The sequence below is a fragment of the Flavobacterium sp. 9 genome (assembly GCF_002754195.1).
In the GTDB taxonomy this organism is placed as follows: Bacteria; Bacteroidota; Bacteroidia; order Flavobacteriales; family Flavobacteriaceae; genus Flavobacterium.
Genome location: NZ_PEEU01000001.1, coordinates 5,865,397 through 5,885,025, shown reverse-complemented (window position 1 = coordinate 5,885,025; position 19,629 = coordinate 5,865,397). Strand labels below are relative to the sequence as shown.

General features: G+C 33.1%; 17 protein-coding genes. 6 read left to right on the top strand and 11 right to left on the bottom strand.

What is annotated here, in order from left to right; all coding sequences use genetic code 11:
• Nucleotides 1-111 precede the first annotated feature (111 nt).
• Both CLU81_RS24520 and CLU81_RS24515 read left to right on the top strand, forming a co-directional pair.
• Nucleotides 112-492, top strand: coding sequence for a response regulator (locus tag CLU81_RS24520; protein ID WP_099712237.1), 381 nt, complete (start codon nucleotides 112-114; stop codon nucleotides 490-492).
• Nucleotides 493-498: 6 nt separating this feature from the next.
• Complete coding sequence (locus CLU81_RS24515) at nucleotides 499-2,484, top strand: ATP-binding protein (RefSeq protein ID WP_099712236.1); 1,986 nt, start codon at nucleotides 499-501, stop codon at nucleotides 2,482-2,484.
• Nucleotides 2,485-2,844: 360 nt separating this feature from the next.
• On the opposite strand, the gene CLU81_RS24510 is transcribed toward CLU81_RS24515, so the two are convergent.
• Both CLU81_RS24510 and CLU81_RS24505 read right to left on the bottom strand, forming a co-directional pair.
• A complete protein-coding gene (locus CLU81_RS24510) occupies nucleotides 2,845-3,228 on the bottom strand; it encodes a response regulator (RefSeq protein WP_099712235.1) in 384 nt (127 codons plus the stop codon).
• An 828-nt stretch (nucleotides 3,229-4,056) separates the two neighbouring features.
• Nucleotides 4,057-5,361 (bottom strand): M20/M25/M40 family metallo-hydrolase, encoded by a 1,305-nt coding sequence (locus CLU81_RS24505; RefSeq protein WP_099712234.1) that lies wholly within the window; start codon nucleotides 5,359-5,361, stop codon nucleotides 4,057-4,059.
• Nucleotides 5,362-6,387: 1,026 nt separating this feature from the next.
• Between CLU81_RS24505 and CLU81_RS24500 the strand changes: the two genes are divergently transcribed.
• The 3 genes from CLU81_RS24500 to CLU81_RS24490 all read left to right on the top strand — a co-directional run bounded on the left by CLU81_RS24500 (nucleotide 6,388) and on the right by CLU81_RS24490 (nucleotide 9,060).
• Nucleotides 6,388-7,533, top strand: coding sequence for an AraC family transcriptional regulator (locus tag CLU81_RS24500; protein WP_099712233.1), 1,146 nt, complete (start codon nucleotides 6,388-6,390; stop codon nucleotides 7,531-7,533).
• 94 nt (nucleotides 7,534-7,627) lie between these two features.
• Nucleotides 7,628-8,356, top strand: coding sequence for a hypothetical protein (locus CLU81_RS24495; protein WP_099712232.1), 729 nt, complete (start codon nucleotides 7,628-7,630; stop codon nucleotides 8,354-8,356).
• 2 nt (nucleotides 8,357-8,358) lie between these two features.
• Entirely contained in the window at nucleotides 8,359-9,060 is a 702-nt protein-coding gene (locus CLU81_RS24490) for a M23 family metallopeptidase (RefSeq protein ID WP_099712231.1), read from the top strand.
• Between the two features lie 874 nt (nucleotides 9,061-9,934).
• Here the strand turns inward: CLU81_RS24490 and CLU81_RS24485 are convergent.
• The 6 genes from CLU81_RS24485 to CLU81_RS24460 all read right to left on the bottom strand — a co-directional run bounded on the left by CLU81_RS24485 (nucleotide 9,935) and on the right by CLU81_RS24460 (nucleotide 15,393).
• The gene (locus CLU81_RS24485) at nucleotides 9,935-10,597 is read right to left on the bottom strand and encodes a dienelactone hydrolase family protein (protein ID WP_099712230.1); all 663 of its coding nucleotides are present in this window, start codon (nucleotides 10,595-10,597) and stop codon (nucleotides 9,935-9,937) included.
• A 114-nt stretch (nucleotides 10,598-10,711) separates the two neighbouring features.
• A complete protein-coding gene (locus tag CLU81_RS24480; RefSeq protein WP_099712229.1) occupies nucleotides 10,712-11,554 on the bottom strand; it encodes a prolyl oligopeptidase family serine peptidase in 843 nt (280 codons plus the stop codon).
• A gap of 38 nt (nucleotides 11,555-11,592) precedes the next feature.
• Nucleotides 11,593-12,378 (bottom strand): subclass B1 metallo-beta-lactamase, encoded by a 786-nt coding sequence (bla, locus tag CLU81_RS24475; RefSeq protein ID WP_099712228.1) that lies wholly within the window; start codon nucleotides 12,376-12,378, stop codon nucleotides 11,593-11,595.
• Between the two features lie 53 nt (nucleotides 12,379-12,431).
• Nucleotides 12,432-13,487: a serine hydrolase gene (locus tag CLU81_RS24470; RefSeq protein WP_099712227.1), complete on the bottom strand. Its 1,056-nt coding sequence runs from the start codon at nucleotides 13,485-13,487 to the stop codon at nucleotides 12,432-12,434.
• Nucleotides 13,488-13,674: 187 nt separating this feature from the next.
• Nucleotides 13,675-14,361 carry an AraC family transcriptional regulator gene (locus CLU81_RS24465; RefSeq protein ID WP_099712226.1) on the bottom strand — a complete coding sequence of 229 codons (687 nt, stop codon included), beginning with the start codon at nucleotides 14,359-14,361 and terminating at the stop codon, nucleotides 13,675-13,677.
• A 699-nt stretch (nucleotides 14,362-15,060) separates the two neighbouring features.
• A complete protein-coding gene (locus CLU81_RS24460) occupies nucleotides 15,061-15,393 on the bottom strand; it encodes a helix-turn-helix domain-containing protein (protein WP_099712225.1) in 333 nt (110 codons plus the stop codon).
• Nucleotides 15,394-15,511: 118 nt separating this feature from the next.
• Here CLU81_RS24460 and CLU81_RS24455 point away from each other — a divergent pair, with 118 nt between their 5' ends.
• Nucleotides 15,512-16,408 (top strand): SDR family oxidoreductase, encoded by an 897-nt coding sequence (locus tag CLU81_RS24455; protein WP_099712224.1) that lies wholly within the window; start codon nucleotides 15,512-15,514, stop codon nucleotides 16,406-16,408.
• A 119-nt stretch (nucleotides 16,409-16,527) separates the two neighbouring features.
• Here CLU81_RS24455 and CLU81_RS24450 read toward each other — a convergent pair whose 3' ends face one another.
• The 3 genes from CLU81_RS24450 to CLU81_RS24440 all read right to left on the bottom strand — a co-directional run bounded on the left by CLU81_RS24450 (nucleotide 16,528) and on the right by CLU81_RS24440 (nucleotide 19,598).
• Entirely contained in the window at nucleotides 16,528-17,883 is a 1,356-nt protein-coding gene (locus tag CLU81_RS24450) for an MATE family efflux transporter (RefSeq protein ID WP_099712223.1), read from the bottom strand.
• 124 nt (nucleotides 17,884-18,007) lie between these two features.
• Nucleotides 18,008-18,880, bottom strand: coding sequence for an AraC family transcriptional regulator (locus CLU81_RS24445; protein WP_099712222.1), 873 nt, complete (start codon nucleotides 18,878-18,880; stop codon nucleotides 18,008-18,010).
• A gap of 175 nt (nucleotides 18,881-19,055) precedes the next feature.
• A complete protein-coding gene (locus CLU81_RS24440) occupies nucleotides 19,056-19,598 on the bottom strand; it encodes a cysteine hydrolase family protein (protein ID WP_099712221.1) in 543 nt (180 codons plus the stop codon).
• Between the last annotated feature and the right edge of the window lie 31 nt (nucleotides 19,599-19,629).

Here is a 19,629-nt window from a genome sequence, read left to right as displayed (position 1 = left end):
TTATGATATCAAAGCTCCTGTATACGACAGGTGCTTTAATGGTAATAGTCTGCTCTTATGGGTAAGCGAGAAATATTTTTTTAATTATTAAAAATTTATTAACTTGCTATTATGGGCTATACAACAATTTTTCATATTGACGATGACGACGACGATATTGATTTTTTTGCTGAAGCAGTAAATCAATTGTCAGCCTCAGCAAACTGCTTTTCATTTACTGATGCCGCAGCTGCGCTGGAGAAACTAATAAATGGAGAGATGATTCCAGATGCTATATTTCTTGATCTCAATATGCCGATTATCAACGGGCAGGAATTTTTGTTGAAACTCAAAGCCTATGAAATGTTGGAGCATATTCCTGTAATAATACTTTCCACTTCTTCAGACTCTTACACTATTCATAAGCTAAAAAGCGATGGTGCAAGCGGTTTTCTTACTAAACCTTCCGGCATTAAAGAACTGGTCAATCTTCTTCGCCCCTACCTAATTTAAAGTGTTATGAATATCGAAAACGAAAAGGAACTATATTTGTTAGTAATGAGCGCGCCAGTGGGCATCTGTGTTCTGGATGCTGATACACTAAAAGCAGAAATTGTAAATGACAGTTTTATAGCCGTAGCCGGAAAACCTCGGGAAGCGATCCTGGACCGCTTTTACTGGGATACTTTTTCAGAAGTACGGGAATACTATGAAGCTGCGTTGGCCGGCGTTGTCAGTGATGGCAAGACCTTCTCTGCAAATGAAGCTGAACTTATATTAATAAGAAACGGCAGGGAAGAAACTGTGTATGTTACTTTTGTTTATACTCCCTTAAAAAGTGCCAAAGGGAAAGTGGAAAAAATTGCTATATGGGTTTTGGAAAATACCCCCCAGGTAATTCAGAGGCGAAAAGTAGAAGAAAGCGAAAAATTTGCGCGTACCGTATTTTATAATTCTCCAGTTGCCAAAATCGTATTGATCGGCAGCAATATGCTGCTGCGCGAGGCAAATGAAAAAATGCTGGATTTTTTTGGAAAAAAGCCTTCTATAATCGGCACTCCAATTTTGGAAACGGTACCCGAACTCAAAAATACCAGGCTTCCCGACGAGTATCAGCATGTTTTAAGAACGGGCGAAACTTATACTAATTCAGCCGAGCGTATCGAGTTAATCAAAGACGGCATATCTTCTGTCGGGTATTATGATTATACCTTTAAGCCGCTGCAAGATACAGATGGGAGCGTCTACGGGGTTATATTTACTATAATAGATGTGACCGATCAGGTAATTTCAAGAAACAGACTTGAAGAAGCCGAGCTCAGCATGAGAGGCGCAGTGGAACTAGCACAACTGGGCACATGGAGCATTGATGTAGCTACAAATGGATTGACCTATTCGGACCGCTTAATTGAATGGTTCGGCTTTGACCCCGCAGCAAAGGATTATAATGAAGTGATTCCAATTCTTTCAGACGAAGACCAGAAACGGGTCGCAGATGCAGTAGCATGGGCATTAAATCCGCAGTCTGGCGGATTGTACGATGAGATATATACTGTTATTCATCCCACAACAGGAAATAAAAGGATACTGCATGCACAGGGTAAAACAGTTTTTGATCCCGAAGGAAAACCTGTCCGATTAAACGGTACGGCACAGGATATTACGATACAGACTAAACTCCAAATCGAACTGGAGAATCAAGTGCAGCAGCGCACCGAGGAAATCGCTTCTGTTGTAGAGGAATTAAGGGCAACAAATGAAGAACTGGAGCAGACCAATTTACAATTGAAACATTCCAATCAGGAACTGGAGCAATTTGCATACATAGCCTCGCATGACTTACAGGAGCCACTTCGCAAGATCAGTACATTTATGGAACTGCTCGAGAGCAGCATCACAAATCATCTTGACGAAAAGTCGCGTAGTTATATAAACAAAATAAAAGATGCCACGGTACGTATGAGCAAACTTATAAGGGATGTGCTCGCCTATTCGGCACTGCCTAAAAACGATTACTCTTTTGAGGAAGTAAACCTTGAAAATACTGTAAAACATGCACTGGAAGATTATGACGTTTTGCTGGACCGGACAGGAGCGGCAGTTACTTGGAATACCCTGCCGATAATTAAAGGCATTCCGCTTCAAATGTCCCAGCTGTTTTTCAATCTCATTGGAAATGCCTTAAAGTTTATACGCGCAGATGTACAGCCAAAAATTCAAATCCATTGCAGTATTGCCACGCCAGAGGAAATAAGGCCGCTAAATCTAAAAGAAGGAGCATCTTATTATAAAATTCAATTTACTGATAATGGTATTGGTATGGATCCAGAAAATACTCATAAAATATTCAGTATATTCCAAAGACTGCACAGAAAAAATGAGTATGTAGGTACCGGCATCGGGCTGGCAATGTGCAAGAAAATTGTCCAAAATCATAATGGTGAAATCGATGCTGAAGGCAGCAGCAAGAATGGTGCAGTGTTTAATGTGTACCTGCCTGCATAAGTAACTTCTTTATTAGAATTACAATAAAGATTCAAATGCCAACATACTAAAATATGGCTCTGCTGCCTTTTTTGCCATAGAAAGTTAAAGCTGTTAATTTTCTGTTTTAATGAAAAGGGATTACTTATTTTTCATTTCAATACAGAATTATATAATCATTTGAAACGAATTTGCAGTTTTATAAATTATATTTAGTTTGCGGCAGATTCGTTTTATAATTAACCCTCATCTACAGCAATAATTTAACCACTTTCATCACTACAGCTGGCTAAACAAACTTCGCAGAAAATTTGCATAACAATAATAAAGTGCTACCAACTATTATCCGCTGCCATGCGGCATATGCAACTTTTTAATAATTCACAAATAGGACTTCAGAATGCTTACCAATTCATAGAAGTTTGAAGGTTTGGTTATAAAACCATCTGCACCCAATTTCTTAGCAGTTTCTTTTGATTCTTGTTGAGAGGACGTGGATAAAATAATTACCTGGATCATTTTAAGGCTGGAATGACACTTTATTTCCTTAAGGAATTCAAAACCGCTCAGCACAGGCATATTGAGATCCAGAAAAATGGCATCAGGCATCACATTCACATCCATATCCAAAAGCTTTTCCAAAGCCTTACGTGAATCAAAAAATATCTCAACATTTACCCCATGAGACGCTTCAAGGGCTGCAGAGAAAAAAAACTCCGTATCGTCCTGGTCATCGTCAATATGGAATATATACTTAAATTTCATTTCACAAATTTATGAAAATATGATTTTTACAGCAAGAGCCTTATATACGATTTGAATTATTAATCGATCTACATATGAAAGTTGATAAAATTTTACATCAGTCCCAACAGTACGTCCAAACCAAAATGTTGATTCCATTAAAATACAGGCTATATCTGTAGTAAGCCAATATCTTCAAATCTTCCATAAAATTTATATAAATTTGTCCTATCGAGTTCCCAAAAATTAAAATCCCATTTCATAAGAAATGGGATTTTTTTTTGACTTTTTCTTTATACTTATACTTCTTTAAAGAGATTTTTTAATGAATAGCAAATAGATTTACAACTTGGAAATAACAAATGTGCCCGAAGTTGGAAGACTTCGAATAGCTACGATCACACTAAAATAAAGAGGCAAACTGCAAAAGAATACGTATTTACATGAAAAATAAGGTAAATTTAAAATTTAGTGTGTGATAACCTAACAGGATTCGAACGCCAAGAACGCACCGGAAATTAAGTTTATATTCTCCTAGATTGTTTTCAATTGCTTAACATTGATTTTTAAAATCAAATCTCATCTTTCCACATTGTCTTTACTTCCTCTACACTGCCCAGTAATAATTTTTCTAAAGTCATCGCGGCACCATGCTGAAACCCTCGTTCAATATTAAAAATAGAGCCAAAAAAAAGAGCTGTTGGCAAAACAGCTCTTTAGATTTTAAAAAAAAAACTTATAAAATATACTAATTGATATTTATAGTATATCAGAACAAGGTAAATAATAAAAAAGCACTGAAAATCGATCATCTTCAGTGCTTTTTCGATTTTTTATAATTTACTTATATTATTTCAATTGAGTAGTATCAACTCTTGTTGGCGTATCTTTTCCACTAATAATCGAAGAAGAACTTAATGCGATTGATTTTATTATTTGGGTCATGTTATCAATATCTAACGTTTCAAATTCATCATCGACTGTGTGATACGTTAGCTCACTATCCATTTTTGAAGTAGAAATGGTATGAGCAGGAACTCCAAGCTTGGCTAACGTAGCATTGTCTGAGCGGTAAAATAATTGTTGTTCTGGATAAGGATCTGAATAAAATGTAAAACTTGTTCCTGTTAAATTAGTTTGTAAAATCTGCCCCATATTCGACTTTTCGTAGCCTGTAATGTAAGCAGAGTTTTTACCCCATTTAGATTCTGTACCTATCATTTCAATATTGAACATCGCAATCACTTTTTCTGGCGCAAGCTGTTTAGAAAAATATTTGGCTCCATAACCACCTATTTCTTCAGCTACGAATGTGGTAAAAATAATAGTACGCTCGTTGTTATTTTGTTTTTTAAAATATTTCGCAAGCATAATTACTGATGTTGTTCCCGCGGCATCATCATTAGCACCATTATAAATAGAATCTGTTGCAGGATGCGGAGCACCTTCTTTGGGAGAGCCTACTCCTAAATGATCATAATGTCCTGAAAAAATCACATACTCATTTGGTTTAGTTTTTCCGGGTAATATTCCAACAACATTATTCAATGTTTTTTTGGAGATTACATTCGTTAATTCAACAGAAAAAGTAGTCGCTTCTATGGTACCAAAAACAAACATAATCGTATTGTTTCCTGGATTAGCATTTACTCGATCAATATGTTGAATATTCGGTAAAACACTATCAAATGAAGGATCAACTAGTACCAAAATATTTTTCGGACTTTTATAATATTCACTAAATTTCTCGCCAATGTTATCCCCTTTAGTGATTTTTACAATAGAAATATGGCTTTTTTCAGTTAAAGAAACTTGAGGAAGGTATGAGAATGTTACAACTTGATTATTATTTATTTCTTTGCCATCAATAGTAATTTTTGAAGAAACTGCTTTAGAAGTAGTCATCGAAAATTCTTGTCTGTAATTTGTTGCTGCATTAAAAGTTTGCAAACCAATTTCTTTAAACTCTGATTCTATAAAGGCAGATGCTTTGTCAATACCGGGAGTAAAAGTTCTCCTACCCTGCATATCATCAGCCGAAAGTATTTTCTCTATACGAGTTACTTCCTTGTTCGTAATAATTTTATCAATCGATTGTCCATGTACATTAAAACATTGACTTAGAACAAACATACTAACAATAATTTTTTTCATATTTTACTTTTATAAATAACCTTTTAGTTAAACCAAAAGTACGTTAATTATTTGCAAAACTTAGTGCTAGTAAAAGTTTTTGATTGAAAAAACTGAGGTTCTGTAGTATCTGTCAGAATCAAATATAAGAATTTAAGTAATTTAAAAGTTAGCCCGCCAATTTATAGAATGATTTAAACATAGTTATCCTTGGTTCAATCATCTGATTCTTTCTCAACATATGCACAACTTTAATTCGGCTCAATATTCGTCTATCAAGATTAATAACTTTTGAATAGAAACATTTTTCATTCACTTATTCTTATACCGAAAAACATATGGATCCTCAACAGGACATCCAAACCAAATTTCTGATGCCAGTAAAAGACAGACACTATATATGATAGGCCAATCTCTTCAAATCCTCCATAAAATTTATAGAAATTTGTCCAGTCGAGGTCACCACAGCCAAATGGCGTCAATTGAAGACAATTGACGCCATTTTTTTTACTCTTTCTACTAAATGCAATAACTTTGAATCATTTTTTGCTTTTATTTTCTTTCTCTAAAACAAAAAGCTGCATCGGTGTATATATTTATATGAAAAATAACATAAATAGTTGATTTATCATTCGATAACTTAACAGGATTCGAACACCAAGAATGAAGAGAAACTATGACTTTATAATATCCTGTTTTTTTCTAGTTACTGTTCAATTTCAGAAAATGAAATCTCATTTTTAAATGATTTAATATTTCATAATTATTTGAATTTCCTGCTCTCATTTTTTCAAATATAATTGTTGCTCGACTGAAGCAAAAAATTGGTTTTTCCATAACTAAAATAATGAAAGAATCGCGGCTTCATGATTTGTAATTCTGGATCTTATTAATTGTCTTTTTATTTAGTTTTAATTGTATTTCCTTTAACATAAAATGAAATGAATTAAGTATAGTTTCGTGAAATAAAATGTAGGCAATAGACTAAAAATAATTTTGTACTGGAAGCATTATAGCATCAGTATATTTAAACAAAAGCTATATAGATTGATCTTTACAATATTTTTTAACACAGCAATTTTTCAAGGAATAGTTTTAGGAGCAATTATCTTAAAATCACCATTGTTCAAAAGCAAAGCCAATAAATATTTGGCTTATGCAATATTTACGCTTTCCATTCTTATTGCTAACCTCGTCTTTGAAATAATTGATCTTTACAGCAGTATACCTTTTCTGCGTTTTCTTGATGATGTCGAATGGGCATTTCTCTTTCCTGTTTTAATTTTTATGTTTGTTATACATCAGTTGAATCATCCCATCAGAAATTCGAAAAAGATTCGATGGTTGTATGCACCGTTTCTATATTCAGCCATTACAAATGTTTTTTATGACTGCGATGCTGTAGCGCATATTTTTACAATTCCGCATTTTCTTAAAAGCATTATAGAAACTATTGGAAGTTTTGATTTTTATCTTGTTCTGGTATTTATGCCCTTTATGACTGTTTATACCTTCGGATTTATTAAATTTTCAAAAGATAAACAGGAAAAGAAATGGATTACTTTTTTATGGTTTTTGGTTTATTTATTAATGCTTTCCTGGATGGTGGCTATTCTGACAGGCTTGCTTTTTGAATATGATCTTTCGTATGTTATGCAGATTCTGGCATTGTTTGCTACATTTTTAATTCATTGCACAGCTTATTATGGTGTGTTTAGATACAGGCTGGCCGACAATAAAGCAGGAATAGAAGAACTGTTAAATAAAAAGACTTTGTCAGAAGATGAAATATCTGTCGAAGAAGTAATCCTTAAAAAAGGAAATGATGCAAATGGTTTAGATCTCTTTACAAAAGAAAACCCTTATTTTAAGAGGCTGGAAATACTTTGCGAAGAGCATCAAATTTATAAAAATAGCAATCTAAACAGAGAAAAAGTAGCAGAACAGCTAGGAATAAGTGCAGGATATGTTTCGCAACTCATTAATATGATTACGGGAGATAACTTTGCCAATTATATAAATAACTATCGGGTCGAAGCCGTGAAAGAAATGATTCTAGATTCAGACTATGAAAACTACAGCTTACTGGCAATAGGATTAGAATCTGGATTCACTTCGAAGACAACATTTCACAATGCCTTCAAAAAATCTACAGGTATGACACCAAACAGTTTTCGGAATACCAATAAATAAGTTCGGATTTCTCCAGTCTTAAGATATTTGGACTTTATCGGTTTTTATTTCATTTAGGTTTGCCATCATAATCAACTTAATCATTTCAATTTATATGAAATTAAATCGACTTATTTTTACGACTGCGATTTTGTCTGCAGTCTCGGTTCAAGCACAAACTACCGAAAAAAAGAACCAGCTGGAATTTTCGACAGGCTATAATTTTGGCTATTTGAAAAACCTCGAGTTTGCGCCAGTGCAGATGTATGAGTATGAAGGCTCGGTGTATAAATTAAATTACACACATACTAGTAAAAAAGAAAATCTATTTGAAATTAAGATTGATTATCTTTCATCTGAATTAAAAACCGATAAACTTTCCAATCTCAATAATGATTTTGCGAAAGTCGGGTTGGATTTTTCTTATCTCAAAAAGATTTATGATAAAGATCGATTTGTTATATATGGAGGACTTCAATCACAGACCAATACTTCTATTTATAGCAATCCAAACACTTCTTCTTTTAATAATGAGGATTATTATACGCTACATCAGGAATTTGGGATAACGGGTAGATTTAGATACCAATCTAGTGAAAAACAATATTTATCGTCAAAATTAACTCTTCCTGTAGTGTTACTTAGAGTTACCAACGCAGAAGGTAAGTTTTATACCATAGACAACTATCAAAGTGTTTTATGGGAATTGGAGTATGGTTATAAGCTTTCTAATCATTTTGATGTAAAAGCAGTCTATAATTTTAATTATGCGAGGCTTCAGGTGCCAAGTGCATACAGAGAACTGCAGCATCAATTAAATCTGGGTATTAACTATAAATTTTAATCATGAAACAAATCAAATCTTTGGCGTGCTTTTTTGCAATTATCTTTATGGTTTTATTTACCTCCTGTGCAGACATGCTTATGGGTGATGAAGGAAAATACGATGAAGACATCTATTTAAATTACAAGACAAAAACAGTATTAGAATTGCCTTTTGAAGACGACTGGTATATAGTCGCAGGAGGGAAATCTCTAGAATTAAATCATCATTTTATGCCTAACCGGCACCAGAGATATGCACTGGACATTGTTCATATAATAAACAGAAGAGGGAATACAGGAGACGGAACCAAAAATGAAGATTATTATTGTTTTGGGAAACGTTTGAATGCGCCTGGAGACGGAAAGATAATAGCGATGGAAAACGCAATTGAGGATAATGTTCCCGGAATTAAAAACAGTAAGCAATCGTTAGGGAATTATATTATTATTGATCATTTGAATGGGGAGTTTTCCTTTATGCTTCATTTAAAAAAGAATTCTATAATAGTAGCGATTGGAGATACGGTAGAGAGAGGTCAGCAGGTTGGTCTGGCTGGAAACAGCGGTTATTCTACAGGGCCGCATCTGCATTATCATCTGCAGACAACTTCATCTCTTACAACTGGTGTTGGTCTCCCTATGCAATTTCAAAACTACTATGCCGACGATGTTTTAACAGAGAGAGGAGAGCCAATTACTTCCCAGATAGTGAGGAAAAATTAAAAAATGATAATTTTCAATCTTTTGGTATATTAACCAAATTGACAAAAATTAAATTATTGAATCACAAAAAAGCATGAGAAATTTAATTTCTCATGCTTTATATTTTTTCTCGAAGCTGGAACATGATTCTAACTGGACTTGATAACTTTTCCACCACAAAAAGCTAAAGCGAATTTTAAAGTACATTAGTCTATCTATAAAATAGATTAATTACCAAAAATGTACTTGTAACTAAATCTCCTTTTTTTCTCTAGCACATCCAATTTACTCTTACATACATTAAGCCAAGTTTATAAAGCAAATGTAAGACAACCACTGCCCAAAATTAAGATCTTCTAATCTTTGAAAAAAAAATATAGAAATTTGTCCAGTCAAGGGATTGAAACTAGATATTTTTTAAAGACAATTTTAAAATGGTTCGAGAATTTTTTCCTTCGATCCCCAACAGAACATCCAAACCAAATTTGTAAAGCCAATGAAAGACAGAAACTAGATGTAGTAAGCCAATCTCTTCAAATCCTCCATAAAATTTATAGAAATTTGTCCTTTTGAGGTCACTACAAAGCCAAATGGCGCCAATTGAAGACAATTGGCGCCATTTTTTTATTTCGACTACTAAAGAAATTACCTTTAAATCATTTTTCCGTTTAAATAAGATAAATTAACAGCATTCGAAAACATTGAATGAGTTAAAACAAAGACTAACATTTTTCTAAATTTTGCTGAACTAATTTTCAAGGTCTAATTATAAAACACAATTTACAAAGTGGTCTATAATCTTATAAACCACTCTCCTACTTGTACCTAATCAATTACGGATCAACTGAGTCCAAAATTGTTTACTTTTTTCCACAGGTTTGTCAAATTATATGCACTATTCATAGTTCCCATTTGCCCATTTTTTAGAAGGTGCAATCCATCCGTCTGAGGCTTTATATAAAAAGCCATGCTTAAGATTAGTATATAACTCTATTTCCTTAAAATGATTTACTTTAAGTTTCGAAGTTACTTTTCTTCTAATAGCTGAAACGCCCAATACATCTGATTGTTCGTATATAGTTAGAATGTTTCCACAAAAATTAATATCAGGCCATTCTTCAATATCGATATCCCTGAAACATCCGATAAAAACAAAATTCACCTCTGGATTTGCCAGATAAGTTGATACGTACTGTGCAATGTACCCCCCTTTCGAAGTTCCTATTACGGTTATTTTATCTGGTGAAACACCTTTTTTTAGTAATCCTTTAATTTGTTTGACTACCTTTTTTGCATATTTATGAACATCAGTATCTTTCTTTCTAATTTCGCTAAAAACAATAAAATTATCCTTTCTATAGGAATCTAAAATTTCATTGTATTCTGCTTTTCCATATTCAGGATGTGCTACACTAAGATCATTTTGTTCAATAAAACCATTATGAAAAAAGAAAATATAACGTTGGTCACTGGCAATCGCTTTTTCTTGGCTAAAAGCAGTACAACCAAAAAACATAATAAGTAAAAAGGTAAAGAATAACTTTGGTAATTGTTTCATAGGTAAGTTTTGTTTAATTTGTTTTATAAAATCTTTTTATTAAAATTCGTAACTACATCATATCTGGTATTTTTTGAAATTTTTATTTTTGCAAAATCGATATCAGCAGCAGTTTTATTTCTTATGCTGTTTGAACAACCATTCCGGTAATGTTTCTCCTAAAATCGTAGTGGTAAATATATTATCGTGGGTTGTTCCCTTTAGTTTCCAAAAACGGATATTAGTGCTCATTTCTTTATAAAATTGCTCATCACTGCTAATCGGGTTTTCTGTGTCATCAAGACCATGAATAAGCCAAATGGGAATTGTTTTCAGCTTTTCTGTTTTATCAAACTGCGGTATGCCAGAAATACTAATTCCTGCTGCAAAAAGATCCGGTCTTGATGCCAATGAATTAATTGCAGTTGAACCGCCCATAGAATATCCAACTACGTAAATTCTTTTACTGTCAATATTTAAATTTGATTTTAGCGAGTCTATAAGCTGCATTACTGAATTTAGGGAAGCTCTAGGTTTTGAATACAGCAGATTTCTTTTATTGTCGGTTTCATAGTCTGAAGACCGCTCAGAGAATTGCGGCGCTAAAACATATGCTGGATATTTATCTTGTATTTCTGCACTTGCAAATAGTTTTGGTAAAACCCCCAATTGAGAACTATTATCACTTCCAATGGGCCTTCCGGAACCATGATACACGATTACTAATGGGAATGATTTACATGTTTTTTGCTGTTTGGGCCTATATAAGCGATACTTGAGTCCTACTTTCTCTCTACTTACAAAATTTACCGTATCGAAAGTCTCATTGTTTAAACTCCTGATTTTAGAAAACTCATCTTTCGATAAAGCTGTGCCGGTAGCATTTTCAATAGTACTTTCTCCGAATTGTTCTTTATTTGTCGAACAGCCTATTAATAAAATTGTAGAAATAAATAAAATAAAAAAGTTCTTTGCCATTGTGTTTTTTTATGAGGTTGTCTTATTGTAGAATATTCTTAATGTTTTTTAAATAATTCGATAGTATAATCTAATAATTTTTGATTACCATATTGTCCGTGCCCTGGAATCACGTATTTAATATTGGGATATGATTTTTTTATTTTTGCTACCGTATTTGACCATTCATTTTCATTTGCATCTGCAAGGTTGCCTTTGGTGGCATCAATATCTTTTATTAAACAGCCTCCGAATAATATTTCTTCATCAGGAAAATATCCAACAGTATTATCACGTGTATGACCTTCTCCAAAAAATTTTGCTATGACTTTCTTGTTTCCAACTTTTATTACAAGCGAATCCGTAAAACCATTTTGTGGTAAATTTTCATTTCGTTCTTTTGCAAATTCAATGGTTTTAAAATTAGCATATGACTGAATTCCGGCTTGTTCAAATGCTTTCAACCCACCCAAATTATCAATATGAAAATGGGTTGGCACAACAGCGTTTATCTTGCAGTTCAGTTTTTCCTTTACCCATGAAATCAATTTCGCAGAGGAAAGACTGTCGGATGTTGTATCAAAGATAACTGCTTCACCACTGTTTCTAACTATCATTCCATTGCAAGGCACTTTCCCGGAACTCTTTGTTTGCAGAAAAGACTTATGTTCAAATGCATTTTCAGTTAATTGCGTTATGACAAAATCGCCTGATTTATAAACCACTTTAGGCAAATAAGTATCAGCTGATAGTTTTCCATTTTGTTTTCTAACAACTGAAGTTGAATTGCAGCTTAAAAATAGAAGTGATATTCCAAGAAATGGTAATCTAAAAATTTGATTCATATCTGTTCTTAAGATTATTGAGTGTAAAAGTTGTCTCGTGTCATGAATTAGGATTATTTTAAAAGCTGGCTTTTTTTTATAATTTTTCTAATTTGCTGTTCAAAATAATATGCAATCTCAAAATTTTCGTTCGCCTGATTCTCCATAACAATAATACTTGTATCTGTTTTAGGATAATATAAATTGACCGCTGTAAATCCTTCGCTTGGATGAAAGCCTGTATGTCCGATTTCAAGTATATTTTCTTTATCGTTTATACGTAATCCATATCCATATCCAATTGGTTTTTCGCTAAAAAGAATATGCGTATTGGTTATTGAATAACCCGTCATCATTTTATAAGTAGTTAACTTTAGTAATTTACCGTTGTGTAAACATTCATTCCATTTTGCAAGATCTTGTGCGGATACAATTAAATGACTCCCCCAATATTGGTCAGTTGTTAAGCTTATTTTATCAAATTGATTTATCGTTCCATCTTTCTTTATTAAGTGTCCTTTCGTCAAAAATTGGCTATTGGTTTCATTCGGATAATAGCTGTTCTTCATTTTGCATGCTTTGAATAGCGCTGTTACTAAAGTTTCAAAATTTTTCCCGCTTTGCTTTTCCAAAACCAATCCAGCCACATAATAACCAACGTTTGAATAACTAAAAGCTGTTCCAGGCTTAAACTTCAGCGGTTTGTCCAAACTTTCGCTGTACAAACCCGAACTGTTATTCAGCAGCTGATGAACGGTAACCGTGTCTGCCCAGGAATATTTAAAATCTGGCAAATATTTACGAATAGGTGTTTGCAAATCAATCGTTCCTTTTTCTACTTGCTGTAAAATAAGTGTTGCTGTAAATTGTTTTGCCAGCGACATTGTAGAGAATTTATCGTCGACTTTCAGCGAAGTTTTTTTATTGAAATCGTCAAACCCAAACGCTTTTGCATACTTTAATTTTCCCTTTTGCTGAATAATAACCGCTCCATTAAAATTTCTTGGATTTTTGGTTTTCAGCAAACTGTCGATTTTTGTTGAGTAATTGTCTTTTTGCTGTGCCGATAAGTTGCAACTTGCAAATAAAATGATATTTGCAAAAAATGCAAGCTTGAAATTGTGTTTCATTTTTTTTTCCTATAAGATTACGAAAGTAGTCTTATCACGACAGCGAAAATTGTAAAAATGTAAAGTCTATATGTAAAGCCAAATATTTTTTTTGTCTATATCTATTTTTTTAAAGAAAGATTGAGGACTTACCTTGGTAAGGTCTTTAAAATCTTTTATCATATGAGATTGATCATAAAAGAGATTGTCATATGTAAGCTGGGTCAGTTTTTTTTGTATTTTTCTTTTTTTCAATTGTCGATCTGAAACGATAGATCTTTCTATACTCAGAACAGGGTTTTCCGACTATTTTTGTGAATAGAGTATTAAGATGCTGTCTTGACATATTATGCTTTGAAGCAATGTCTGAAATTTTCATATCTGACTCTATATCTAGTAAAATATCCTCGATCAATTTAAGGTCTTTTTGTTCAAATTTTGAAAGCCAGTATTCTTCAAGCATCTCTATTTGGAGTGTTAGATCCTTCAGTTCCAATATACCCTTCATTGCTTCATAAAAATCAGCAAAGGGATTGAAGTTGATTGCCGTTTTCTGCCCGAATAGCAGATAAGCCTTATCAATAAAATGATTTATGCCCGAAGGCTTAAAATAAATGGTGATTTCTGGTACGGGATCTTTATATAGAATCTCAATTGGTCTTGTATAACGTGCTAGAAAATCCGCTATTATTTCGTTTGCTGGGGAATGGGAGATTATAATTTGCTTATCATCAGTCATAATCTGACTGCCTATTGCTACAGAAAGAATAAAAAAATTATTTGGAAAAGTGAGGTAGTGAAATGGTTGATGAGAATCATCAGGAGTCATAAAATAGTAACCTTCCATATATTTTTTAAGAATGCTATTTTTAGGTTGGTAAAAAACTATTTTCATTAACTTGCTATTATAATTTTGAAGAGTTGTTTTAATTACTATTGGTTCAATGAGATTGTTATCGACTTTAGTCTGTGAAAAAACTTCTGTTGCTTAAAACAAATATAATAAACTGCTAATATTAAAACAGGATTTTTCGTATTTTTTAGGAAAGTAACATATTCGAATGATTAACCCTGATATTTTTACCACGAAAATTACGAAAGACTTATCTAACCAAAAAAAAACAAATAGCTTTATTTTTAAATCCGAAACAGTAATTCATATAGACAATGAAAGACAATTCTACGTTAACTATAAGAATCTGTTCAAATCCTTCATAATATTAGTAGAATTGTATAATAGTTTAATGTGGTAAACAAATTGAGTTTATATATTTTTTGCATGGATCCCCAACAGGACATCCAAACCAAATTTACTAAGCCAATGAAAGACAGCGTCTACATGTAGTAAGCCAATACCTTTAAATCTTCCATAAAATTTATCGAAATTTGTCCCGTAGAGGTCACCACAGCCAAATGGCGCCAATTGAAGACAATTGGCGCCATTTTTTTCATATATCCTGTAAATATAAGTTTTACTCGTTTTTACTAATTTATTTTTTTAAGCGGCTACGAAGATATAAAGGGAAAATTTCACCAATAAAGGCGAAAACAATGCTTAAAAAGAAAGGCTAAATGTTAGATTTGAGCAAGCAAACTAAACCAAATTTTCCAATCCAAAAGCAGCTATTTGATCTATAATTGGTAAAGTCTTCAAACCCAGTTCTGTTAATGTATATTCTACTCTTGGAGGGATTTCAGGATAGGCTTTTTTATTGACCAATTTGTTTTCTACTAGAGAATTCAATTCCTGAATCAGCATTTTTTCACTAATACCCACTACAGCCCTTTTAAGTTCACCATATCTAATGGTTCTGGTATTAAGCTGATACAAAATCATCATTGTCCATTTTCCTCCCAATAAACCTAAAGACTTTTTTACCGGGCAGTTTTCATCACATGCATTAATTATTTTTAGATTTTTTTCCATTGATTTTCAGTATTTCTAACTATTTGGTAAGTACCCAACTAAAACGTAAGTACTTGTACAAAAGTAAGTTATTAATTAGTTTTACCAAAAAATTAAAACAATTAAATAAAAAAATAAAATGAAAGTATTAGTATTTGGAGCCACTGGTTCACAGCAATTCCATGTAATTGGAGAAGCAAAAAATAAAGGCGCAATTGTTTATGCAGCAACAAGTTCAGAAAAAAACTTTTCAAAACTAGAAGACGCAGGTGCAATCCCTGTACTGGGCGATATGTCTGATGCTCTAAAAATGAAAGAAATCACTAAGGGGATTGATGCTGTTGCTTTGCTGATTCCTGTCTCCCTGCCTAATCCGGCAGATGGATTTCAACTTGCCAAAAACGTAATTGATGCAGCTAAGGAAAATGGCGTAAAAATGATAGTTTGGAATACCAGCGGATTTTTGGCACCACAAAAATTAGGAATTCCTATGGAAGATGTAAAACTGGACACAAAGGAATATCTTCAAAATTGCGGAGTACCGTATGTAATCATTGAGCCCTCTATTTATGCCGAAAATTTACTGGCTCCTTATACAACCGATTATGTAAAAAACGAAAGAAAAGTAGCTTACCCAACTCCAGAAAATATGCCTATTGGTTATATTGCATCAAGAGATGTCAGCACTTTTGTGGTAGAAGCTTTATACAAACCAGAGTTATCCGGACAATCATTTCTTGTGAGTGGTTTGGATGACTTGAAAGGGAATGGTCTTGCCGAAAAATTCTCTCTTGGTTTGGGCGAAAAAATTGATTTCTACGCAATGCCTCCGCAAGAGTTTGGAGATAAATTAAGCATTCTTGTTGGAGAAGAAAGTGCCAGAGGTGTACAAGGGTATTATGAAATGCTGGCCAGTCTTGCGGTATATCCAACAAAATTCAATCCTAACTTGCAAGAGGTATTGGAAAAACTGCCTGTAAAAATGACTTCAATGGAAGAATGGGTTAAAATGCATAAAGAATTTTTTATTAATTAAGTTGTAAAAAAAAGCAGCAAGAATAGTGTCCTATTCTTGCTGCTTTTATAATATTCTTAAATTACAGACATTCTCTTTAATAATTGAATTAATTAAAAAATCTATATTGACTTAATAAATTAATTTTCTAAAACTTTATTTATTACATATCGGAATCTTAAATACAGTAAGACAGATGATGTTAACAATCCCAGAGTCAAACCGTACCAGATTCCCTTTACTCCTGCATTAAAATAAATTCCTAAAACATAGGCTGCAGGTAGCCCAATAAGCCAGTAGGCAACAAAAGTTATAAAAGTAGGAACGTTTACATCTGCCATTCCTCTTAATGTTCCCAATCCAACAACCTGCGTACCATCAAAAAGTTGGAATATTGCAGCAATTATCAATAACTGTGCAGCCAGAGCTACAACACTTGCATCATTTGTTATTAAGTAAGGTAAATATTGATTAAAGAGTGTGAAAATTACGGCAAAAAACATCATAAAAATGATAACTAAATGATAAGACGCATAAGCAAACTTCTGGAGTCTTTTGTAGTTTTTATTTCCGAAACTATTTCCGACTTTAATAGTTGCCGCCGATGCAATTCCTCCTGCCATCATGTAGGTCATTGCCGCAAGGGTTATTGCTGTTTGATGAGCTGCCTGTTCCGTTGCACCTATATTGCCAGCCATTAAAGCCGCAACTGCAAATACTCCTATTTCAAAAACATACTGCATCGCCACAGGCAATCCTATTTTTACCACTTTTAGAATTTTTGAAAAATCAACAAACTTAACAGAGAAATGCTTGATATAAACTTTAAAATTTTCAGATTTAACCACATACCACATCATGACCAGCATCATTAAAACCCGATCTATCAATGTTGCAATTCCTACTCCGCGAACTCCCATTGGCTCAATTCCAAACATTCCTTTTACCAGAATGACTGCAATAATTACGTTAAGTACATTTCCCCATATCGTTATAGACATTGCTTGCTTTGTAAAACCCAGCCCTTCTGCAAACTGTTTAAAAGTCTGAAATATCATTAAAGGCAGAATAGATAAACTTAAAATAAGTAAATATGGTTTTGCTGTTTCTACAACCTGAGGATCCTGATCTGCATGTTGCATCGCAAACATAGAACCATAGTATACTACTAAAAAAAGAAAAATAGCAGCTGCTACATTAAGCCATAAACTGTTTGACAGAAGCTCGGCACATTCCTTAAAATTTGATTTCCCATTTTCTTGCGCAATTAAAGGTGTCAATCCGTAGGCAACACCTAATCCAATTACCAAAACGACCATGAAAACAGAGTGGACCAATGAGACTGCCGCCAAAGATATAGTTCCTGCATAATGCCCTATGATAATGGTATCGAGAGTCTGCACCAGGGTATGCCCTAATTGAGAAATTACAACTGGCCCTGCAAGTGTTATTGTGCTTTGGTAATATATCTTATTGGATTTGTATTTATTGAACATATTAAAATTTTAACTGCCTTAAAGCAGATTAATGTATTGAAATTGTTATACCTTAAACTTTCATTTAATGCATCGTTATTCTTTGTTGTAGATTTTCTTATTTTGTAATAACCTTACTAAAATGCTATGAAAATATACCATTTTGGTAATCTGAAAGGAACTGGCTACTGGTTATTCCTGTCTGCGTTTTGAAAAATCGCATCATGTGTCCGGGTTCCGAAAATTGAAGATCATAGGCTATCTCAGCAATAGTTTTTCCGGAATGTATCAGGTCATTCTTTATTTCAAAAAGCAATCTCTGTTTTAAGAGCTCTGTCGCAGTAACATTAAACTGCTTTTTCACACAAGTATTAATTGTAATCCTGCTCACATTCAATAAATCTGCATAATAGTCAATTCGCTGCTTCTGCCTGATATGTATTTCCAGTAATTGTTTAAACTGGTAAGCAAAATTATTTTCTGCCCTCTCAATTGAAAGATTGTTTGTGTCAGCATAAATTCTGTTAAACTTCAAAAGCAAGTAATAAGTAAGAGATCGTATAATATGAATACTGTCTGTTCTGCTATTAACAAGTTCGTATTTAATTTCTGCAAGTTGGTCAAGTGCTTTTTGAAGTTCTTCCTTTTCAATGCTAATATCTAAAGGATTATTCAATTGATAGAAATAAAGAAGCCGGTATGTAAAGAATTTGTCTGAAAAAAAATCATTAAGAAAATTTTCCTGAAAAACCAGAGCAGTATAATCCAATCCTTCTTTCTCCAAAGTCCATTGCCTTTTTTGAAAAGGAGAAATAAAAACCATCGTATTATCGGTTATATTGATTTTCTGCTGATTTAAGATTAAGGATCCTTTGGCGGTATTAAAAAGCAATATTTCAAAAAAATCAGTATTATAAGTATTGCGCTCCAAATATCTCTTACTCAGCATATCGCCGTGCAATACATTTAGAAGCACTTCAACACCACATTCTGTTTTATGAAATTTAACTGTTTCCATTTTCTTTAATTAGTTAACCTATTGAAATCCGTTTCTTTTACTTTTAAGATTTGCTCTAATGTTATAATTAAAGCAAATTTACAACTTCATTTACAAATTACTTCATACCAAAAAAATGAGCAGTAATAAATTACGGCTCATTATATAAAAGTGATTCCTTATTTAATCACTTATTTTACGAAAGCAAATAATCTTCTGTTGTGATAATTTTTGCGTAAAAGAATTCTAATGCCGCCAAAAATGCATTATGAACATCTGCAGCCTTGATATCTTGACCATTTATTTGAAGATTCATTGTAGCGCAGGCATCTCCAATTACTGTACATTCAAATCCATAGTCAACAGCAGCTCTTGTTCCTGCGTCAATGCACATGTGCGTCATCATTCCTGCGATAACCAAATGTGTTATCTTCTTTGACTCAAGATATTCCAGTAAATCAGTACCTCTAAAACTATTAGGAAACTGTTTAGTGATAACTTTCTCCCCTTCTAACGGTTTTACATTTTCATGAATTTCTATTCCTTTTGTCCCCGCAACAAAAAAAGGAACTCCTTCTCCGGATATGTGCTGGACATGAATAATAGTCCCATTTTCTTTTCTAAAATGCTCCAATAGTTTCTTGGCGTTTTCACTTGCAGCAATAGGATTTACAAGTTCTAACGCTCCATTTTCAAAATATTCTTTTTGTATATCAATTAATAATAATGCCTTATTCATTTTATTTTAATTTTAAAATTTATATCTGACA

Coding starts and splice junctions, on each gene's coding strand:
- CLU81_RS24520 (WP_099712237.1), top strand. CDS start 112: ATGGGCTATACAACAATTTTTCATATTGACGATGACGACGACGATATT.
- CLU81_RS24515 (WP_099712236.1), top strand. CDS start 499: ATGAATATCGAAAACGAAAAGGAACTATATTTGTTAGTAATGAGCGCG.
- CLU81_RS24510 (WP_099712235.1), bottom strand. CDS start 3,228: ATGAAATTTAAGTATATATTCCATATTGACGATGACCAGGACGATACG.
- CLU81_RS24505 (WP_099712234.1), bottom strand. CDS start 5,361: ATGAAAAAAATTATTGTTAGTATGTTTGTTCTAAGTCAATGTTTTAAT.
- CLU81_RS24495 (WP_099712232.1), top strand. CDS start 7,628: ATGAAATTAAATCGACTTATTTTTACGACTGCGATTTTGTCTGCAGTC.
- CLU81_RS24490 (WP_099712231.1), top strand. CDS start 8,359: ATGAAACAAATCAAATCTTTGGCGTGCTTTTTTGCAATTATCTTTATG.
- CLU81_RS24485 (WP_099712230.1), bottom strand. CDS start 10,597: ATGAAACAATTACCAAAGTTATTCTTTACCTTTTTACTTATTATGTTT.
- CLU81_RS24480 (WP_099712229.1), bottom strand. CDS start 11,554: ATGGCAAAGAACTTTTTTATTTTATTTATTTCTACAATTTTATTAATA.
- bla (WP_099712228.1), bottom strand. CDS start 12,378: ATGAATCAAATTTTTAGATTACCATTTCTTGGAATATCACTTCTATTT.
- CLU81_RS24470 (WP_099712227.1), bottom strand. CDS start 13,487: ATGAAACACAATTTCAAGCTTGCATTTTTTGCAAATATCATTTTATTT.
- CLU81_RS24465 (WP_099712226.1), bottom strand. CDS start 14,361: ATGAAAATAGTTTTTTACCAACCTAAAAATAGCATTCTTAAAAAATAT.
- CLU81_RS24460 (WP_099712225.1), bottom strand. CDS start 15,393: ATGGAAAAAAATCTAAAAATAATTAATGCATGTGATGAAAACTGCCCG.
- CLU81_RS24455 (WP_099712224.1), top strand. CDS start 15,512: ATGAAAGTATTAGTATTTGGAGCCACTGGTTCACAGCAATTCCATGTA.
- CLU81_RS24450 (WP_099712223.1), bottom strand. CDS start 17,883: ATGTTCAATAAATACAAATCCAATAAGATATATTACCAAAGCACAATA.
- CLU81_RS24445 (WP_099712222.1), bottom strand. CDS start 18,880: ATGGAAACAGTTAAATTTCATAAAACAGAATGTGGTGTTGAAGTGCTT.
- CLU81_RS24440 (WP_099712221.1), bottom strand. CDS start 19,598: ATGAATAAGGCATTATTATTAATTGATATACAAAAAGAATATTTTGAA.